13 protein-coding genes are annotated in these 13,676 nt (G+C 54.1%); 7 read left to right on the forward strand and 6 right to left on the reverse strand.

The features are described from left to right. Positions 1–44 precede the first annotated feature (44 nt). Both bcp and AC6I4B_RS06930 read right to left on the reverse strand, forming a co-directional pair. The gene (bcp, locus tag AC6I4B_RS06925; RefSeq protein ID WP_497770548.1) at positions 45–515 is read right to left on the reverse strand and encodes a thioredoxin-dependent thiol peroxidase; all 471 of its coding nucleotides are present in this window, start codon (positions 513–515) and stop codon (positions 45–47) included. Continuing rightward, positions 515–1,087: a glycine cleavage system transcriptional repressor gene (locus tag AC6I4B_RS06930; RefSeq protein WP_497770550.1), complete on the reverse strand. Its 573-nt coding sequence runs from the start codon at positions 1,085–1,087 to the stop codon at positions 515–517. Before AC6I4B_RS06930 ends, bcp begins: the two co-directional genes overlap by 1 nt. Positions 1,088–1,241: 154 nt before the next feature. Between AC6I4B_RS06930 and dapA the strand changes: the two genes are divergently transcribed. The 6 genes from dapA to ypfH all read left to right on the forward strand — a co-directional run bounded on the left by dapA (position 1,242) and on the right by ypfH (position 7,868). Continuing rightward, the gene (dapA, locus tag AC6I4B_RS06935) at positions 1,242–2,120 is read left to right on the forward strand and encodes a 4-hydroxy-tetrahydrodipicolinate synthase (protein ID WP_497770551.1); all 879 of its coding nucleotides are present in this window, start codon (positions 1,242–1,244) and stop codon (positions 2,118–2,120) included. 16 nt (positions 2,121–2,136) lie between these two features. Further along, positions 2,137–3,171, forward strand: a complete 1,035-nt coding sequence (gene bamC / locus AC6I4B_RS06940; RefSeq protein WP_497770552.1) for an outer membrane protein assembly factor BamC — start codon at positions 2,137–2,139, stop codon at positions 3,169–3,171. A 109-nt stretch (positions 3,172–3,280) separates the two neighbouring features. Continuing rightward, positions 3,281–3,994 (forward strand): phosphoribosylaminoimidazolesuccinocarboxamide synthase, encoded by a 714-nt coding sequence (gene purC / locus AC6I4B_RS06945; RefSeq protein WP_139536741.1) that lies wholly within the window; start codon positions 3,281–3,283, stop codon positions 3,992–3,994. Positions 3,995–4,206: 212 nt separating this feature from the next. After that, positions 4,207–5,076, forward strand: coding sequence for a KPN_02809 family neutral zinc metallopeptidase (gene ypfJ / locus AC6I4B_RS06950; protein WP_497770554.1), 870 nt, complete (start codon positions 4,207–4,209; stop codon positions 5,074–5,076). A 16-nt stretch (positions 5,077–5,092) separates the two neighbouring features. After that, positions 5,093–7,093: a tRNA(Met) cytidine acetyltransferase TmcA gene (locus tag AC6I4B_RS06955; RefSeq protein ID WP_497770556.1), complete on the forward strand. Its 2,001-nt coding sequence runs from the start codon at positions 5,093–5,095 to the stop codon at positions 7,091–7,093. Between the two features lie 76 nt (positions 7,094–7,169). Beyond that, positions 7,170–7,868: an esterase gene (gene ypfH / locus AC6I4B_RS06960; RefSeq protein WP_497770558.1), complete on the forward strand. Its 699-nt coding sequence runs from the start codon at positions 7,170–7,172 to the stop codon at positions 7,866–7,868. A 46-nt stretch (positions 7,869–7,914) separates the two neighbouring features. On the opposite strand, the gene AC6I4B_RS06965 is transcribed toward ypfH, so the two are convergent. From AC6I4B_RS06965 to AC6I4B_RS06975, 3 genes are all read right to left on the reverse strand, one after another. Further along, on the reverse strand, positions 7,915–8,115 hold the full coding sequence (locus AC6I4B_RS06965; RefSeq protein WP_497770560.1) for a YpfN family protein: 201 nt from the start codon (positions 8,113–8,115) through the stop codon (positions 7,915–7,917). A 30-nt stretch (positions 8,116–8,145) separates the two neighbouring features. Then, entirely contained in the window at positions 8,146–9,273 is a 1,128-nt protein-coding gene (gene dapE / locus AC6I4B_RS06970) for a succinyl-diaminopimelate desuccinylase (RefSeq protein WP_497770561.1), read from the reverse strand. An 83-nt stretch (positions 9,274–9,356) separates the two neighbouring features. Beyond that, positions 9,357–9,719, reverse strand: a complete 363-nt coding sequence (locus AC6I4B_RS06975) for an ArsC family reductase (RefSeq protein WP_497770563.1) — start codon at positions 9,717–9,719, stop codon at positions 9,357–9,359. Positions 9,720–10,077: 358 nt separating this feature from the next. Here AC6I4B_RS06975 and ypfM point away from each other — a divergent pair, with 358 nt between their 5' ends. Next, positions 10,078–10,137 (forward strand): protein YpfM, encoded by a 60-nt coding sequence (gene ypfM, locus AC6I4B_RS06980; protein ID WP_001386977.1) that lies wholly within the window; start codon positions 10,078–10,080, stop codon positions 10,135–10,137. A gap of 100 nt (positions 10,138–10,237) precedes the next feature. On the opposite strand, the gene acrD is transcribed toward ypfM, so the two are convergent. Beyond that, on the reverse strand, positions 10,238–13,351 hold the full coding sequence (acrD, locus tag AC6I4B_RS06985; RefSeq protein ID WP_497770564.1) for a multidrug efflux RND transporter permease AcrD: 3,114 nt from the start codon (positions 13,349–13,351) through the stop codon (positions 10,238–10,240). Positions 13,352–13,676 lie beyond the last annotated feature (325 nt).

Raw genomic sequence — 13,676 nt, forward strand, 5'->3', positions numbered from 1 at the left:
ACCTTACCCCCAACAAAAAACAGCCCCTTAGGGGCTGTTTGTCATCAGGCGTTTTCTTTCAGCCAGTTCAGCACCACATCGTGGTGGTTACTGGTTTTGAAATTATCAAATACGTGCTCAATTTTACCGTCGGCATCGACCAGGAAGCTGATGCGATGAATACCGTCATAGGTTTTGCCCATGAAGGATTTTTCGCCCCAGATACCAAATTGTTCGCAAACCTGGTGATTTTCATCAGACAGTAGAGTGAAGTTCAGCAGCTCTTTTTCCGCGAAACGGGACAGCTTTTCTGGCTTGTCAGTACTGATACCCAGAACTTCAACGCCAGCTTTTTTCAGCTCGTCCATATTATCGCGAAGGCCGCAAGCCTGCACGGTGCAGCCAGGGGTCATCGCTTTCGGGTAGAAATAGACCAGAACACGTTGTCCCTGGAAGTCGGTCAAATTTACTTGCTCGCCGTCTTGATCGGGCAAACTAAATTTCGGTGCAATATCACCGGCTTTCAGTGGGTTCATTACTCAGCTCCATCCTGTTCGTCATGCTGTGAATAATTAATCACGTTTATACTGCCTTGCGCTTTCAATTCTGTACATAGGGCTTTAAACGCTAGCTCAATATTTGATGCATTTTGCGTAGCCGGGCTGTGGGCGGTAATTTGAATAAACAACTGCGCCGTGCCCTCATCAGTACCGGGTTGTGTGCGAGAAACCAGCTCGGCAATGTTCATTTCCCAGCTATCAAACAGCGCCGTAAAACGTTCAATAATATGTGGCGAATCAGGCACTTCAACCTGAACCCACACGGTGGCTGGCATCGCCGGACGCGGGCGCGCTGTGGTGCGCTTCATCACAATCAACAGATCCAGCTCAGCGCCTTTCAGCGGCAGCGTTGACTCAATTAAGGTGATGGCATTCCAGGTACCGGAAAGCAGCATAATAAAAGTGAACTCATCCCCCAGCATTGCCAGACGACTGTCCTCGATGTTGCAGCCGCAGCTACTGACGTGGCGAGTTATCGTATTGACGATGCCAGGGCGATCCGCGCCCAGGGCTGTAATAACCAGATAGTGTTGTAATGAGGCTGTCAAACCTGTTCTTCCTTTAAAAAGGTGCGGTATTCACTAGGAAAGCATAAAAAAAACCGGCATACAACATTCTGAAGGGCGTCAGTCTCTTGCTTTTATTACAAGACCAAACGTACCATTGAGAATCTTGTCCGCACGTCAGCTCAGAGGATGGCCCATGTTCACGGGAAGTATTGTAGCGCTTGTCACGCCGATGGATGAAAACGGTAATGTTGACCGTTCAAGCCTGAAAAAACTGATTGATTATCACGTCGCCAACGGAACCTCGGCGATTGTTTCGGTAGGGACTACCGGTGAATCAGCAACACTCAACCACGAAGAGCATGTCGATGTTGTCATGACGACGGTTGAGCTGGCCGATGGTCGCATTCCGGTCATCGCTGGAACGGGGGCAAATGCAACCGCAGAGGCGATTAGCCTGACTCAGCGTTTCAATCATAGCGGCGTTGTTGGCTGCCTGACGGTGACTCCGTACTACAACCGTCCTACCCAGGAAGGGCTGTTCCAGCACTTCAAAGCGATTAGCGAGCATACTGACCTGCCACAAATCCTGTATAATGTGCCATCGCGTACTGGCTGCGATATGCTGCCAGAAACCGTAGGCCGCCTGGCGGAAATTAAAAATATTATCGCTATCAAGGAAGCTACGGGGAACTTAAGTCGTGTTCACCAGATCAAAGAGCTGGTTTCAGACGATTTCATCCTGCTCAGCGGCGATGATGCCACCGCGCTGGATTTCATGCAGCTCGGCGGTCACGGCGTTATTTCGGTAACGGCGAACGTCGCTGCGCGTGATATGGCACAGATGTGCAAACTGGCAGCAGAAGGTCAGTTTGCTCAGGCGCGTGCGATTAATCAGCGTTTGATGCCGCTGCACAATAAATTATTTGTCGAACCCAATCCTATCCCAGTGAAATGGGCATGTAAGGAGTTGGGTCTTGTGGCGACCGATACCATGCGCTTGCCGATGACGCCTATCACTGACCACGGTCGTGATATCGTAGCATCTGCACTCAAGTATGCCGGTTTGCTGTAAAGTTTAGGGAGATTTGATGGCTTACTCAGTACAGAAGTCGCGCCTGGCGAAGGTTGCGGGAGTTTCGCTGGTTCTACTGCTTGCAGCCTGTAGTTCCGACTCGCGCTACAAGCGCCAGGTGAGCGGTGATGAGTCCTATCTGGAAGCAACACCGTTAAGTGAACTTCACGCCCCTGCGGGTATGATCCTGCCGATTGAAAATGGCGACTACACCATTCCGGTCGCTAACGGTAGCGGTGCCGTAGGCAAAGCGCTGGATATCCGTCCACCGGCTCAGCCGCTGGCGCTGGTGTCCGGTGCGCGTACGCAGTTTACCGGCGATACCGCCACGCTGTTGGTAGAAAATAGCCGTAGCGGTTCGCTGTGGCCACAGGTTGCCAGCATCGTTCAGGCGAAAAACTACACCATCACTAAGCGTGATGATGCGGGTCAAATGCTGACGACAGACTGGATCGAGTGGAACCGTCTTGATGAAGACCAGCAGTATCGCGGTCGTTATCAAATCTCTGTGAAGCCGCAGGGCTATCAGCAAGCGGTAACGGTAAAACTGGTGAACCTGGAACAAGCGGGTAAACCGGTGGCGGACAGCGCATCTCTGCAACGCTATAGCGCTGAAATGCTGAACGTTATCTCTGCTGGCCTCGATAAGAATGCGACCGACGCGCAGAACGCCTCTAAAGGCACTGCGGGCGCAACGTTCGACGTACAGAGCGCATCTGATGATACCGGTCTGCCAATGCTGGTAGTCCGTGGGCCGTTCAACCAGGTATGGCAGCGTCTGCCGGGCGTGCTGGAAAAAGTGGGCATGAAAGTGACCGACAGCACCCGTTCTAAGGGCAGTATCGCCGTGACCTACAAGCCGCTGTCTGACAGCCGCTGGCAGGAACTGGGCGCTCGTGACCCAGAACTGGTTTCCGGTGACTACAAACTTCAGGTCGGTGACCTGGACAACCGTAGTAGCTTGCAGTTTATCGATCCGAAAGGTCATACGCTGACGCAGACACAAAATGACGCCCTGGTAGCCGTATTCCAGGCCGCATTTAGTAAGTAATTAATCAGGGCTGGAGCAATCCGGCCCTTTTTTCTGTATAGTGACGCAAACGTGTGCGTCGGCAGAAAATGCACAAATATTTATCATAATCATCACTGGAGTGACAAAGATGCAAAAGCTAGCTGAGTTGTATCGTGGTAAAGCGAAAACCGTATACAGCACCGAAAACCCGGATCTGTTGGTGCTCGAGTTCCGTAACGATACGTCAGCAGGGGATGGCGCTCGCATTGAACAGTTCGATCGTAAAGGCATGGTGAACAACAAATTCAACCATTTCATTATGAGCAAGCTGGCGGAAGCGGGTATCCCAACCCAAATGGAAGCACTGTTGTCCGATACCGAATGTTTGGTGAAAAAACTGGACATGGTGCCGGTGGAGTGCGTTGTGCGTAACCGTGCTGCTGGCTCGCTGGTGAAACGCTTAGGGATTGAAGAAGGTATTGAGCTGAACCCGCCGCTGTTTGACCTGTTCCTCAAGAACGATGCAATGCACGACCCGATGGTGAACGAATCTTACTGCGAAACCTTCGGCTGGGTGAGCAAAGAGAATCTGGCGCGTATGCAGGAGCTGACTTACAAAGCTAACGATGTGCTGAAAAAACTGTTCGACGATGCGGGTCTTATCCTGGTGGACTTCAAGCTGGAGTTTGGCCTGTTCAAAGGCGAAGTGGTGCTGGGTGATGAATTCTCCCCAGACGGCAGCCGCCTGTGGGACAAAAAGACGATGGATAAAATGGATAAAGACCGTTTCCGTCAGAGCCTCGGCGGCCTGATTGAAGCCTATGAAGAAGTTGCTCATCGTTTAGGCGTGAAGCTGGACTAACGCTCTGGCGCAGTGCCTGATGGCGCTGCGCTTATCAGGCCTACGTGTAATGTGCGTCACAGATGCAATGGTTTTGTAGGCCGGATAAGGCGTTTACGCCGCCATCCGGCAAGAGGCTCAGGCACGATTCTAACCAGACATTTCCAGTGGTAATCCCTGCCGTAACCGCCTACGATCATATCAGTAAATTATAAGATAAGATCGAGGTAGTTATGCGTTGGCAAGGCCGTCGCGAAAGCGACAATGTAGAAGACCGCAGAGACAGTTCCCAATCTCCGTTAGGCGGGCGTGGCCCCGGTTTTCGGATCCCCAGCGGCAAAGGCGGTATTCTTCTGCTGATTGTGGTATTGGTCGCGGGCTATTATGGCGTTGATTTAACCGGCCTGATGACCGGCGCGCCAATGGGCCAGCAGCAATCTTCACAGCGTGTTAGCGGCCCAAAAGATGACGAAGCCGCGAAATTCACCTCCGTCATTCTGGCAACGACCGAAGACACCTGGGCACAGCAATTCAAAGAAATGGGCAAAACGTACCAGCCGCCTCGGCTGGTGATGTACCGTGGCGCAACCCGCACCGGGTGCGGTACTGGCCAGTCGGTGATGGGGCCGTTCTACTGCCCGGCTGACAGCACCGTCTATATTGACCTCTCTTTCTACGACGACATGAAAAACAAACTTGGGGCAGACGGAGATTTCGCGCAAGGCTACGTCATTGCGCATGAAGTCGGCCACCACATTCAAAAACTGCTCGGTATCGAACCGAAAGTGCGCCAGATGCAACAAAACGCCTCTGCGGCGGAAGTGAACCGCCTGTCGGTACGTATGGAACTCCAGGCAGACTGCTTCGCCGGTGTTTGGGGGCATAACATGCAGAAACAGGGCATTCTGGAAGCTGGTGATCTGGAAGAAGCGCTGAACGCGGCACAGGCGATTGGCGACGACCGTTTGCAACAGCAAAGCCAGGGCCGCGTCGTACCGGATAGCTTCACCCACGGTACATCAAAACAGCGCTATACCTGGCTGAAACGCGGCTTCGACAGCGGTGACCCGGCGCAGTGCAACACCTTTAATCAATCTCTCTAAGCGGATGCCAAACGTCATGGATGAACTGCTCGCGCAGGCCGCGCGTATGGCAAAGTTGGGCATTCGCCGCTTGCTGGTTGTCAGTGGTGAAGACGACTGGTGTGGCCAGCAGGCGGCGGCGTTTCGTGCCGCCTTCGGTAATGAGGTGCTGTGGGTTGGCCTTCAGCCGGTTGCCGAACCTTTTTGCTTGCCGTCTAAACTGGTGACGCTGCTGGGGCGCGAGTTCCAGCACGCGGTGTTTGACGCTCGCCAGGGGTTTGATGTCTCGGCGTTTGCCGCGCTGGCGGGAACGCTGCGAGCGGGAAGCTGGCTCATGCTACTCACGCCGAGTCTCGCGCGCTGGCCGCAACAGGCCGATGCGGACTCGCTGCGCTGGAGCGACGCGCCAGAACCTATCGCCACGCCTAACTTTGTTCGCCATTTCTGCCGCACTCTGGCGGCTAGCCCGCAGACGCTTCTCTGGCGTCAGGGGCAGCCATTGCCCACGCTAAATGAGATGTCATTGCCGGATTGGCAACGCGCGAACGGTGAGCCAGACCGTGAACAAGAGGCTATTCTTGATGCCCTGGCTCACGCCAGCGCCCAGGTTTCCGTGGTGACGGCAGAGCGCGGGCGAGGTAAGTCGGCGCTGGCGGGGATGCATATCCAACGTCTGTGCGGCGAGGCGATTGTCACCGCGCCTTCTCGCGCCTCGGCAGAGGTGATTGCCGCCTTTGCCGGTGAGCGTTTTCACTTTATGGCGCCCGATGCGCTGCTTGCTTCTGATGTTCAGGCTGAATGGCTGGTGGTGGATGAAGCGGCGGCTATCCCCGCGCCATTGCTACACAAACTGATTGCCCGTTTTCCCCGCGCGCTGTTAACCACCACCGTGCAAGGTTACGAGGGGACGGGGCGCGGTTTTTTGCTTAAATTCTGCGCGGGTTTTCCAAAGCGTCACACGTTCAGCTTAAATCAACCGATACGCTGGGCGGCAGGCTGCCCGCTGGAAGCAGTGGTTAACGAAGCGCTGATTTTCCGTGATGACACCTTCACTACGCCGCCAGAAGGCGAACCCGAATTACGTGCTGTTGCGCAGTCGGCCTGGCAAACGCAGCCTGAGCTACCCTGTTCGATGTATCAGCTACTTTCCGGCGCGCATTACCGTACCTCGCCGCTGGATCTCCGCCGTATGATGGATGCGCCGGGGCAACACTTTCTTTGCGCGCAAAGCGCTAACGGGCCTGCGGGCGCGCTGTGGCTGGTCGAGGAGGGGGGGTTGCCTGCGGCATTAAGCCAGGCGGTGTGGGCCGGTTTTCGCCGTCCACGTGGCAACCTGGTGGCGCAATCACTGGCGGCGCACGGCGGCAGCCCACTGGCAGCAACGTTGCGCGGGCTGCGGATTAGCCGCATTGCCGTACATCCGTTGCGCCAGCGCGAGGGCATTGGGCAACGGCTGGTGATGCAGGCGCAAGAGATAGCTGAAGGCTGCGATTATCTGTCCGTCAGCTTTGGTTATACCGCTGAGCTAGGGCGTTTCTGGCAGCGCTGTGGTTTCACGCTGGTGCGTATTGGCACGCAGCGTGAGGCCAGCAGTGGCTGTTACGCGGCGATGGCGTTGCGCCCGTTGACGGCGGCGGGTGAGGCGCTAATGCAGCGTGAGCATCTGCGCTTGTGCCGCGAATGGCGCTGGCTCCAGCATTGGGTGGATGAAAAAGTGCCACTCGCCGAAGTCGCAGAGTCTATTCTTACTGAGGAGGACTGGTGGGATTTAGCCGGTTTTGCCTTTGCGCATCGCCCGCTGCTGGCGGTGTTGGGGAATTTACATCACCTGATTGCACAGGTGGATTTACCGCTACCCGCGCTACGTGGGCGTTTAGCGGGTGACTGTGAGGCTGAACTGTGCGCCCGTCTGCGCATCAATGGCCGCAAAGCATTGCTGGCGCAACTGCGTATCGAGGCCGCCGAGGCACTGAAAACCGTCGATGCTCGCCGCGCGGCTCAGCTCTCTGAGCAGGTGAAACAATTGCAATTTTTTTAACTGACTCATTCAGTTAAATGGCATGGTCATTATTTTGGTGCGGCGTAAACTGGCCGACAAAACCAAGGAGACAGCCATGACACACGATCATTTTGTTGTTCAAAGCCCCGCGAAACCCGCTCAACAGCTACTGCTGTTGTTTCATGGCGTGGGCGATAATCCGGTGGCGATGGGCCAAATTGGTCGCTGGTTTGCGCCGCTGTTCCCGGATGCGCTAGTGGTTAGCGTGGGTGGTGTGGAGCCGTGCGGGCCTGCGCCAGGTCGCCAGTGGTTTTCAGTACAGGGCGTGACGGAAGAGAACCGTCAGGCGCGTATCGATGCCATTATGCCGACCTTTATCGACACTGTGCGCTACTGGCAGAAACAGAGCGGCGTTGGCCCACAGGCAACCGCGCTCATTGGTTTCTCGCAGGGGGCGATTATGTCGCTTGAGAGCCTTAAAGCCGAGCCAGGTTTGGCCTCGCGGGTGATTGCGTTCAATGGCCGTTTCGCCACTTTGCCAACGGCAGCCGACACCTCGACCACCATTCATTTGATTCACGGTGGAGAAGATCGGGTGATTGACCTTGCCTTTGCCGTTGCCGCTCAGGAAGCTATTCAAGCCGCAGGCGGCGATGTGACGCTGGATATTGTGGAAGATTTAGGCCACGCGATTGACGATCGCAGTATGCAATTTGCGCTGGATCATCTGCGCTATACCGTGCCGAAGCACTATTTTGATGAAGCATTAAGCGGCGGAACGCCGAAAGACGATGATGTTATTGAGATGATGTAACACGAGACTCCCGTCCACGCTGCGCGCGGGCGGGAGTGCTGCGGCATTATTTTTTCGACTGATCTTTCTTCGGCCAGTCGTCGTCATCGTCCCACTTATCGTTGCAGTCACGATGCGGCGGCAGATCGGGTTTGTTGGCGAGGAATTTTTTGTGATCGACGCGACTAAGATCTTTAATCACGTTGATGATGACTCCCACCAAAAACACCAGTACCAGAATCCACCAATATTTTGTCAGCCAATCCATGCGCGTTACCTCTTACTTATTGTTGTGCCGTCAGGCGACAAGTTGTTCCATAATCCGTTGATACATCCGCGCCAGCATCTGTAGGTCGGCGGCGTTAACGCATTCATTTATTTTATGAATGGTGGCGTTAACCGGCCCCAGTTCGACAACCTGTGCTCCCATCTGAGCAATAAAACGCCCATCCGACGTGCCGCCGGTCGTCAACAGTTGCGGTTCAATTTCATTATAGTGCGCGATAGCGTTAACCACCGCATCGACCAGTTTACCGCGCGCGGTCAGGAACGGCTGCCCGGAGATCCACCAATCGACGCTATAGCGCAACTGATGTTTTTCCAGCAGGGCAATCACGCGCTCTTTGATCATCTCGTCGGTCAGTTCGGTGCTGAAGCGGAAGTTGAACTGCACAAACAGATCGCCTGGGATCACGTTGTTACTGCCCGTACCCGCCTGAATATTGGCAATTTGCATACTGGTTGGTGGGAAGAATTCGTTGCCCTTGTCCCACTCGATAGCGACCAGCTCATTCATCCACGGCGCAGCGCGGTGGACGGGGTTATCGGCAAGGTGCGGGTAGGCCACATGCCCTTGCACGCCGTGAATGGTCAGATTGCAGGTCATAGAACCGCGACGGCCATTTTTCACCACGTCGCCGACCACTTCAGTGCTGGAAGGTTCGCCCACCAGGCAGTAGTCCAGGCGCTCATTGCGCGCCATCAGCGCTTCCACCACTTTAACCGTGCCGTGGGTTGCGCTGGCCTCTTCGTCAGAGGTTATCAAGAACGCCAGACGCCCTTTGTGGTTCGGATGTTGCGCCACGAAGCGCTCAGCGGCAACGACCATCGCCGCCAGCGAGCCTTTCATATCCGCCGCGCCGCGACCGAACAACATACCGTCACGAATCGTCGGTTCAAACGGGGGATTAATCCAACGGTCGGCGTCACCCGCAGGCACGACATCGGTGTGGCCTGCGAACGCCAGAGTTTCCCCTTTACCGCGCCAGGCCCAGAAATTCTGTGTATCACCGAAATCCATCGGTTCAACGGTAAAACCTGCCGCGCGCAGACGTTCAATCATTAATGCCTGACAGCCCGCGTCATCAGGGCTAAGAGAAGGGCGGCGAATAAGCTGCTGAGCCAGCTCAATGACTGGGCAAGACATAAACTAGACCTCGTTATTTTCGTTATCTGCAAGCAGTAAAACGCTAATTGTGTGCAGTGTTGTTGCCGGATAGCCGCAATGCTTTACCCGGCGTGATGGCTGAGCCACTGGCTATAACTGGCGTCACTAAAACCCAGCAGCATAGGCTGTGCGGGCGCACAGAGCAATGGGCGTTTGATGATTGCTGGCATTTCTAACATCAATGTGGCGGCCGCGTCAGCATGGGTAATTCCGGCGCGGATGTTTTCATCCAGCTTGCGCCATGTCGTGCCACGCGTATTGAGTAACGATTCCCAACCGAGTTCGTCAATAAAAGTTGCCAGTAATTCCGCTGTCAGGCCATCAACACGGTAATCATGAAAGCGATATTCAACCTGATGGTCATCGAGCCAACGACGGGCTTTCTTAATCGTGTCACAGTTTTTTATTCCATAGAGGACAGTCATATTGCACCTTATATATCCGCAGGTTTTAGGGCATTTGAATATACACGTAATTCTCCTGCCGCCTGAATTAATTTTGAACCGACAAAGTGGCTGAAAAGCGTACAGTTTATCATGCCAGGCGGTGATAATCCTGCCTGCGTTTTATCTTGCCCTACCCAAAATTTATATCACATGATTCACATTCAATTAACTATTACAGAATGTTGCTGACAGTCACATTCCCCGTCAATGTTTCGAGCCATAGTCAATTTATGTCACCACATGTTCACGGGTGTCAGCAATCGAACTAATTGGAGTTGCCGTATTCACAGGTCATAAATCATTCCGTAAAATGCGCGTGATAATAAGAGAGGTAGTTATGATCGAACGTGAACTAGGGAACTGGAAAGATTTTATCGAAGTGATGCTTCGTAAATAATTCCAGCAGTGCGCGTAAAGGACGTTGAGTTCTTGTCATCACCATGATGGTGAAAGTGCATAATAAAAAAGGCGACAGAAATGTCGCCTTTTTTGTTTCCTTATTCTGGCTTCTCTTTTAGCGGGAAGCGCTGACGCACCAGCACGAAGAATAGCGGTACGAAGAAAATCGCCAGCACGGTTGCCGATATCATCCCCCCAACCACGCCAGTGCCGACCGCATGTTGACCACCGGAGCCAGCGCCGGTGGTGAGCGCCATTGGCAGCACGCCGAAGATAAACGCCAGTGAAGTCATCAGGATCGGGCGAAGACGCTGACGACAGGCCTCCAGCGTGGCGGATAACAGATCTTCCCCTTTCTGATTGCGATCGTTGGCAAACTCGACAATCAGTATGGCGTTTTTCGCCGACAGGCCGATTACCGTCAACAGCCCCACCTGGAAGTAGACATCGTTTTCCAGCCCTCGCATCCAGGTCGCCAGCAGTGCGCCGATAACCCCCAGCGGCACGACTAACATCACCGAGAACGGTACAGACCAGCTTTCATACAGCGCGGCAAGGCAGAGGAACACCACCAACAGCGATATCGCGTACAACGCCGGAGCCTGCGCACCGGAAAGACGTTCCTGATACGACATCGCCGTCCATTCGAGGCCAAATCCGACGGGCAATTGCTTGACCAGATTTTGCATCACATCCATTGCCGTACCGGTGCTGACGCCCGGTGCTGCTTCACCGACAATCTCCACGGCAGAATCGCCGTTGTAACGCTCCAGACGTGGTGAACCGCTTTCCCAGCGTGAGGTCGCAAACGCTGAGAACGGCACCATTTGCCCGCTGTTATTACGCACGTACCACATGTTGATATCGTCCGGCAGCATACGGTATTTCGCGGCGGCCTGAACGTAGACCTTTTTCACGCGGCCTCTGTCCATAAAGTCGTTAACGTAGCTTGAACCCCACGCGGTTTGCAGAGTGTCATTGATGTCATCAATAGATATACCCAATGCCTGTGCTTTACGTTGGTCGATATCTATCTGTAATTGCGGGCTGTCATCAAGGCCATTATGGCGCACTCGGGTCAGTTGCGGTTCTTTGGCCGCTAGCTCTAGCAGTTGGTCGCGCGCGGCCATTAATGCATCGTGCCCGGCTCCGGCGTGGTCTTGCAGTTCCATATCGAACCCGGCTGAACTACCTAAACCGCTGATAGCCGGAGGGCTGCTGGCAAAAACGCGCGCTTCTTTTATCTTGCTCAAGGCTTTGGTGGCGCGCTCGATAATGGCGAACGACGTGCCGGTCGTGCTGTCGCGTTGCTCCCAATCTTTTAGACGCACAAACATGCGCGCCACGTTCTGACCGTTACCGCCAGGGCCTGAGCCGACGGTGGCAAATACCGACGTAATATTGTCTTTCTCATTTGCGAAGAAATAGTCTTCGACTTTTTCGACGACTTTTAAGGTCTGTTGCTGTGTTGAACCGCTGGGTAATTGCACTGATGCGGTAAACATTCCACGGTCTTCCAGCGGCAGAAAAGACGAGGGTAGACGCAGGAACAGAAACACCATGCCGCCGAGTAGCAGCAGATACATCAGCATCCAGCGCACACTGCGGTGGATAATTTTCGCCACCCCCGATTCATAACGGCGGGCGCTGGCGTCAAAGTGACGGTTAAACCAGCCAAAAAATCCTTTGGTGCCGTGCTGTTCGCCTTTGTGTACGGGCTTCAGAAGGGCTGCGCAGAGCGCGGGTGTGAGGATCATCGCCACCAGCACCGATAGCACCATTGCGGAAACGATGGTGATGGAGAACTGGCGGTAGATAGCGCCGGTTGTGCCGCCAAAGAACGCCATTGGGATAAATACCGCCGACAGAACCATCGCGATACCGACCAGCGCGCCCTGGATTTGCCCCATTGATTTCCGCGTAGCTTGCCGTGGCGTTAGCCCTTCGGTGCTCATTATTCGCTCGACGTTCTCAACCACCACGATGGCGTCATCCACCAGCAGGCCGATGGCGAGCACCATCGCGAACATCGTTAGGGTGTTAATGCTGTATCCGCAGGCGTAGAGCACGGCGAACGTCCCCATCAGCACAATCGGCACGGCGATGGTTGGGATAAGCGTCGCACGAAAGTTCTGTAAAAACAGGTACATCACAAGGAACACCAGTAGAATGGCTTCGAGCAATGTTTTAACCACGTCTTTAATCGACGCTTTAACGAACGAGGTAGTTTCGTAGGCGACTTTGTATTCCAGGCCGTGCGGGAAATATTGCTGTAGTTCGTCCAGGCGTTGAATCACGCGCTCGGCGGTAGCCATTTCGTTAGCGCCGGAGGCTAACTTAATGCCCAGACCGGAAGCCGGATTACGGTTGTAGCGGCTGAGGTTGTCATATTTTTCCGCCCCCATCTCAACCATCGCGACGTCGCCCAGCGTCACCTGTGAACCGTCCTGGTTAACCCGCAGCGTGATATCGCGGAACTGCTGCGGCGTTTGCAGCAGCGATTGGGCGTTAATCGTGGCGTTCAACGCCTGTTTATCGATCGACGGCGTGCCGCCTAATTGCCCTACTGCCACCTGCGCGTTTTGGGACTTTATCGCGTTAGTCACATCTGAGGTGGTGAGCTGAAAACTGTTGAGCTTGGCCGGATCCAGCCAGATGCGCATCGAATACTGCGAACCGTAAGCGTCGATATCGCCCACGCCATCCACGCGGCTTAGCGGGTCTTGAATGTTACTGGCGACGTAGTCGGCGATATCCTGCTTATCCATGCTGCCGTCGGTAGAGACGAACGCGATGGTCAGAATACTGGCATCGCCGGTTTTACGTACCGTAATGCCCTGTGTTTGTACTGCCTGCGGCAGTTTATTCATCGCCGTTTGTAGCTGGTTTTGTACCTGCTGCACCGCTTCGTCTGGGTTTGTCCCTGCCACGAAACTCAGTGTGATGGAGGCCTGCCCGGTTGCGCTGCTTTGTGATGACATATACATCAGGTTATCGATACCGGTCATATTTTGCTCGATAACCTGGGTGACGGTGTTCTCCAGAGTTTGTGCTGATGCGCCAGGATAGTTAGCACTGATGCGCACGTTAGGAGGAGCCAGGTCGGGATATTGCTCTACGGGGAGTGAAAATATTGCCAGAGTGCCCGTCAGGCACAGAAGTATTGCCAACACCCAGGCAAAAATGGGGCGATCGATAAAGAAATTCGCCATTAGGCTCCTAACCTCGTGTTATTCATTTTTATATGCTGATTTGCGCCAGACACTGTAGCCGCAAGGCTGCCAGCAATCGTGGAGAAAAAAAGAAGATAATGTAAATTATCATTCCGCTTTCCTGAAATGGCCTTCACATACTTACGTAGACGTGCGCACCGCGTTACAGAACCCTGAAACGTAATTTTATTTACGCTGAGATTTTTTGATCTGCCACAGCATACTGCCAAATAGTCGCCATTTGTGGGGAAATGAACATTGCCTGAACGGTAGTGAGTCGGCTAATAAGTAGGGCCTACACTCATCATGCTTCAAGTTGTATATA

It is taken from the genome of Kluyvera fluvialis, from assembly GCF_059725275.1.

What these genes read in the sequence shown, in the direction of transcription:
- bcp (WP_497770548.1), bottom strand. Translation starts at nt 515, where the DNA reads ATGAACCCACTGAAAGCCGGTGATATTGCACCGAAATTTAGTTTGCCC.
- AC6I4B_RS06965 (WP_497770560.1), bottom strand. Translation starts at nt 8,115, where the DNA reads ATGGATTGGCTGACAAAATATTGGTGGATTCTGGTACTGGTGTTTTTG.
- AC6I4B_RS06955 (WP_497770556.1), top strand. Translation starts at nt 5,093, where the DNA reads ATGGATGAACTGCTCGCGCAGGCCGCGCGTATGGCAAAGTTGGGCATT.
- dapA (WP_497770551.1), top strand. Translation starts at nt 1,242, where the DNA reads ATGTTCACGGGAAGTATTGTAGCGCTTGTCACGCCGATGGATGAAAAC.
- ypfH (WP_497770558.1), top strand. Translation starts at nt 7,170, where the DNA reads ATGACACACGATCATTTTGTTGTTCAAAGCCCCGCGAAACCCGCTCAA.
- acrD (WP_497770564.1), bottom strand. Translation starts at nt 13,351, where the DNA reads ATGGCGAATTTCTTTATCGATCGCCCCATTTTTGCCTGGGTGTTGGCA.
- ypfJ (WP_497770554.1), top strand. Translation starts at nt 4,207, where the DNA reads ATGCGTTGGCAAGGCCGTCGCGAAAGCGACAATGTAGAAGACCGCAGA.
- AC6I4B_RS06975 (WP_497770563.1), bottom strand. Translation starts at nt 9,719, where the DNA reads ATGACTGTCCTCTATGGAATAAAAAACTGTGACACGATTAAGAAAGCC.
- purC (WP_139536741.1), top strand. Translation starts at nt 3,281, where the DNA reads ATGCAAAAGCTAGCTGAGTTGTATCGTGGTAAAGCGAAAACCGTATAC.
- dapE (WP_497770561.1), bottom strand. Translation starts at nt 9,273, where the DNA reads ATGTCTTGCCCAGTCATTGAGCTGGCTCAGCAGCTTATTCGCCGCCCT.
- bamC (WP_497770552.1), top strand. Translation starts at nt 2,137, where the DNA reads ATGGCTTACTCAGTACAGAAGTCGCGCCTGGCGAAGGTTGCGGGAGTT.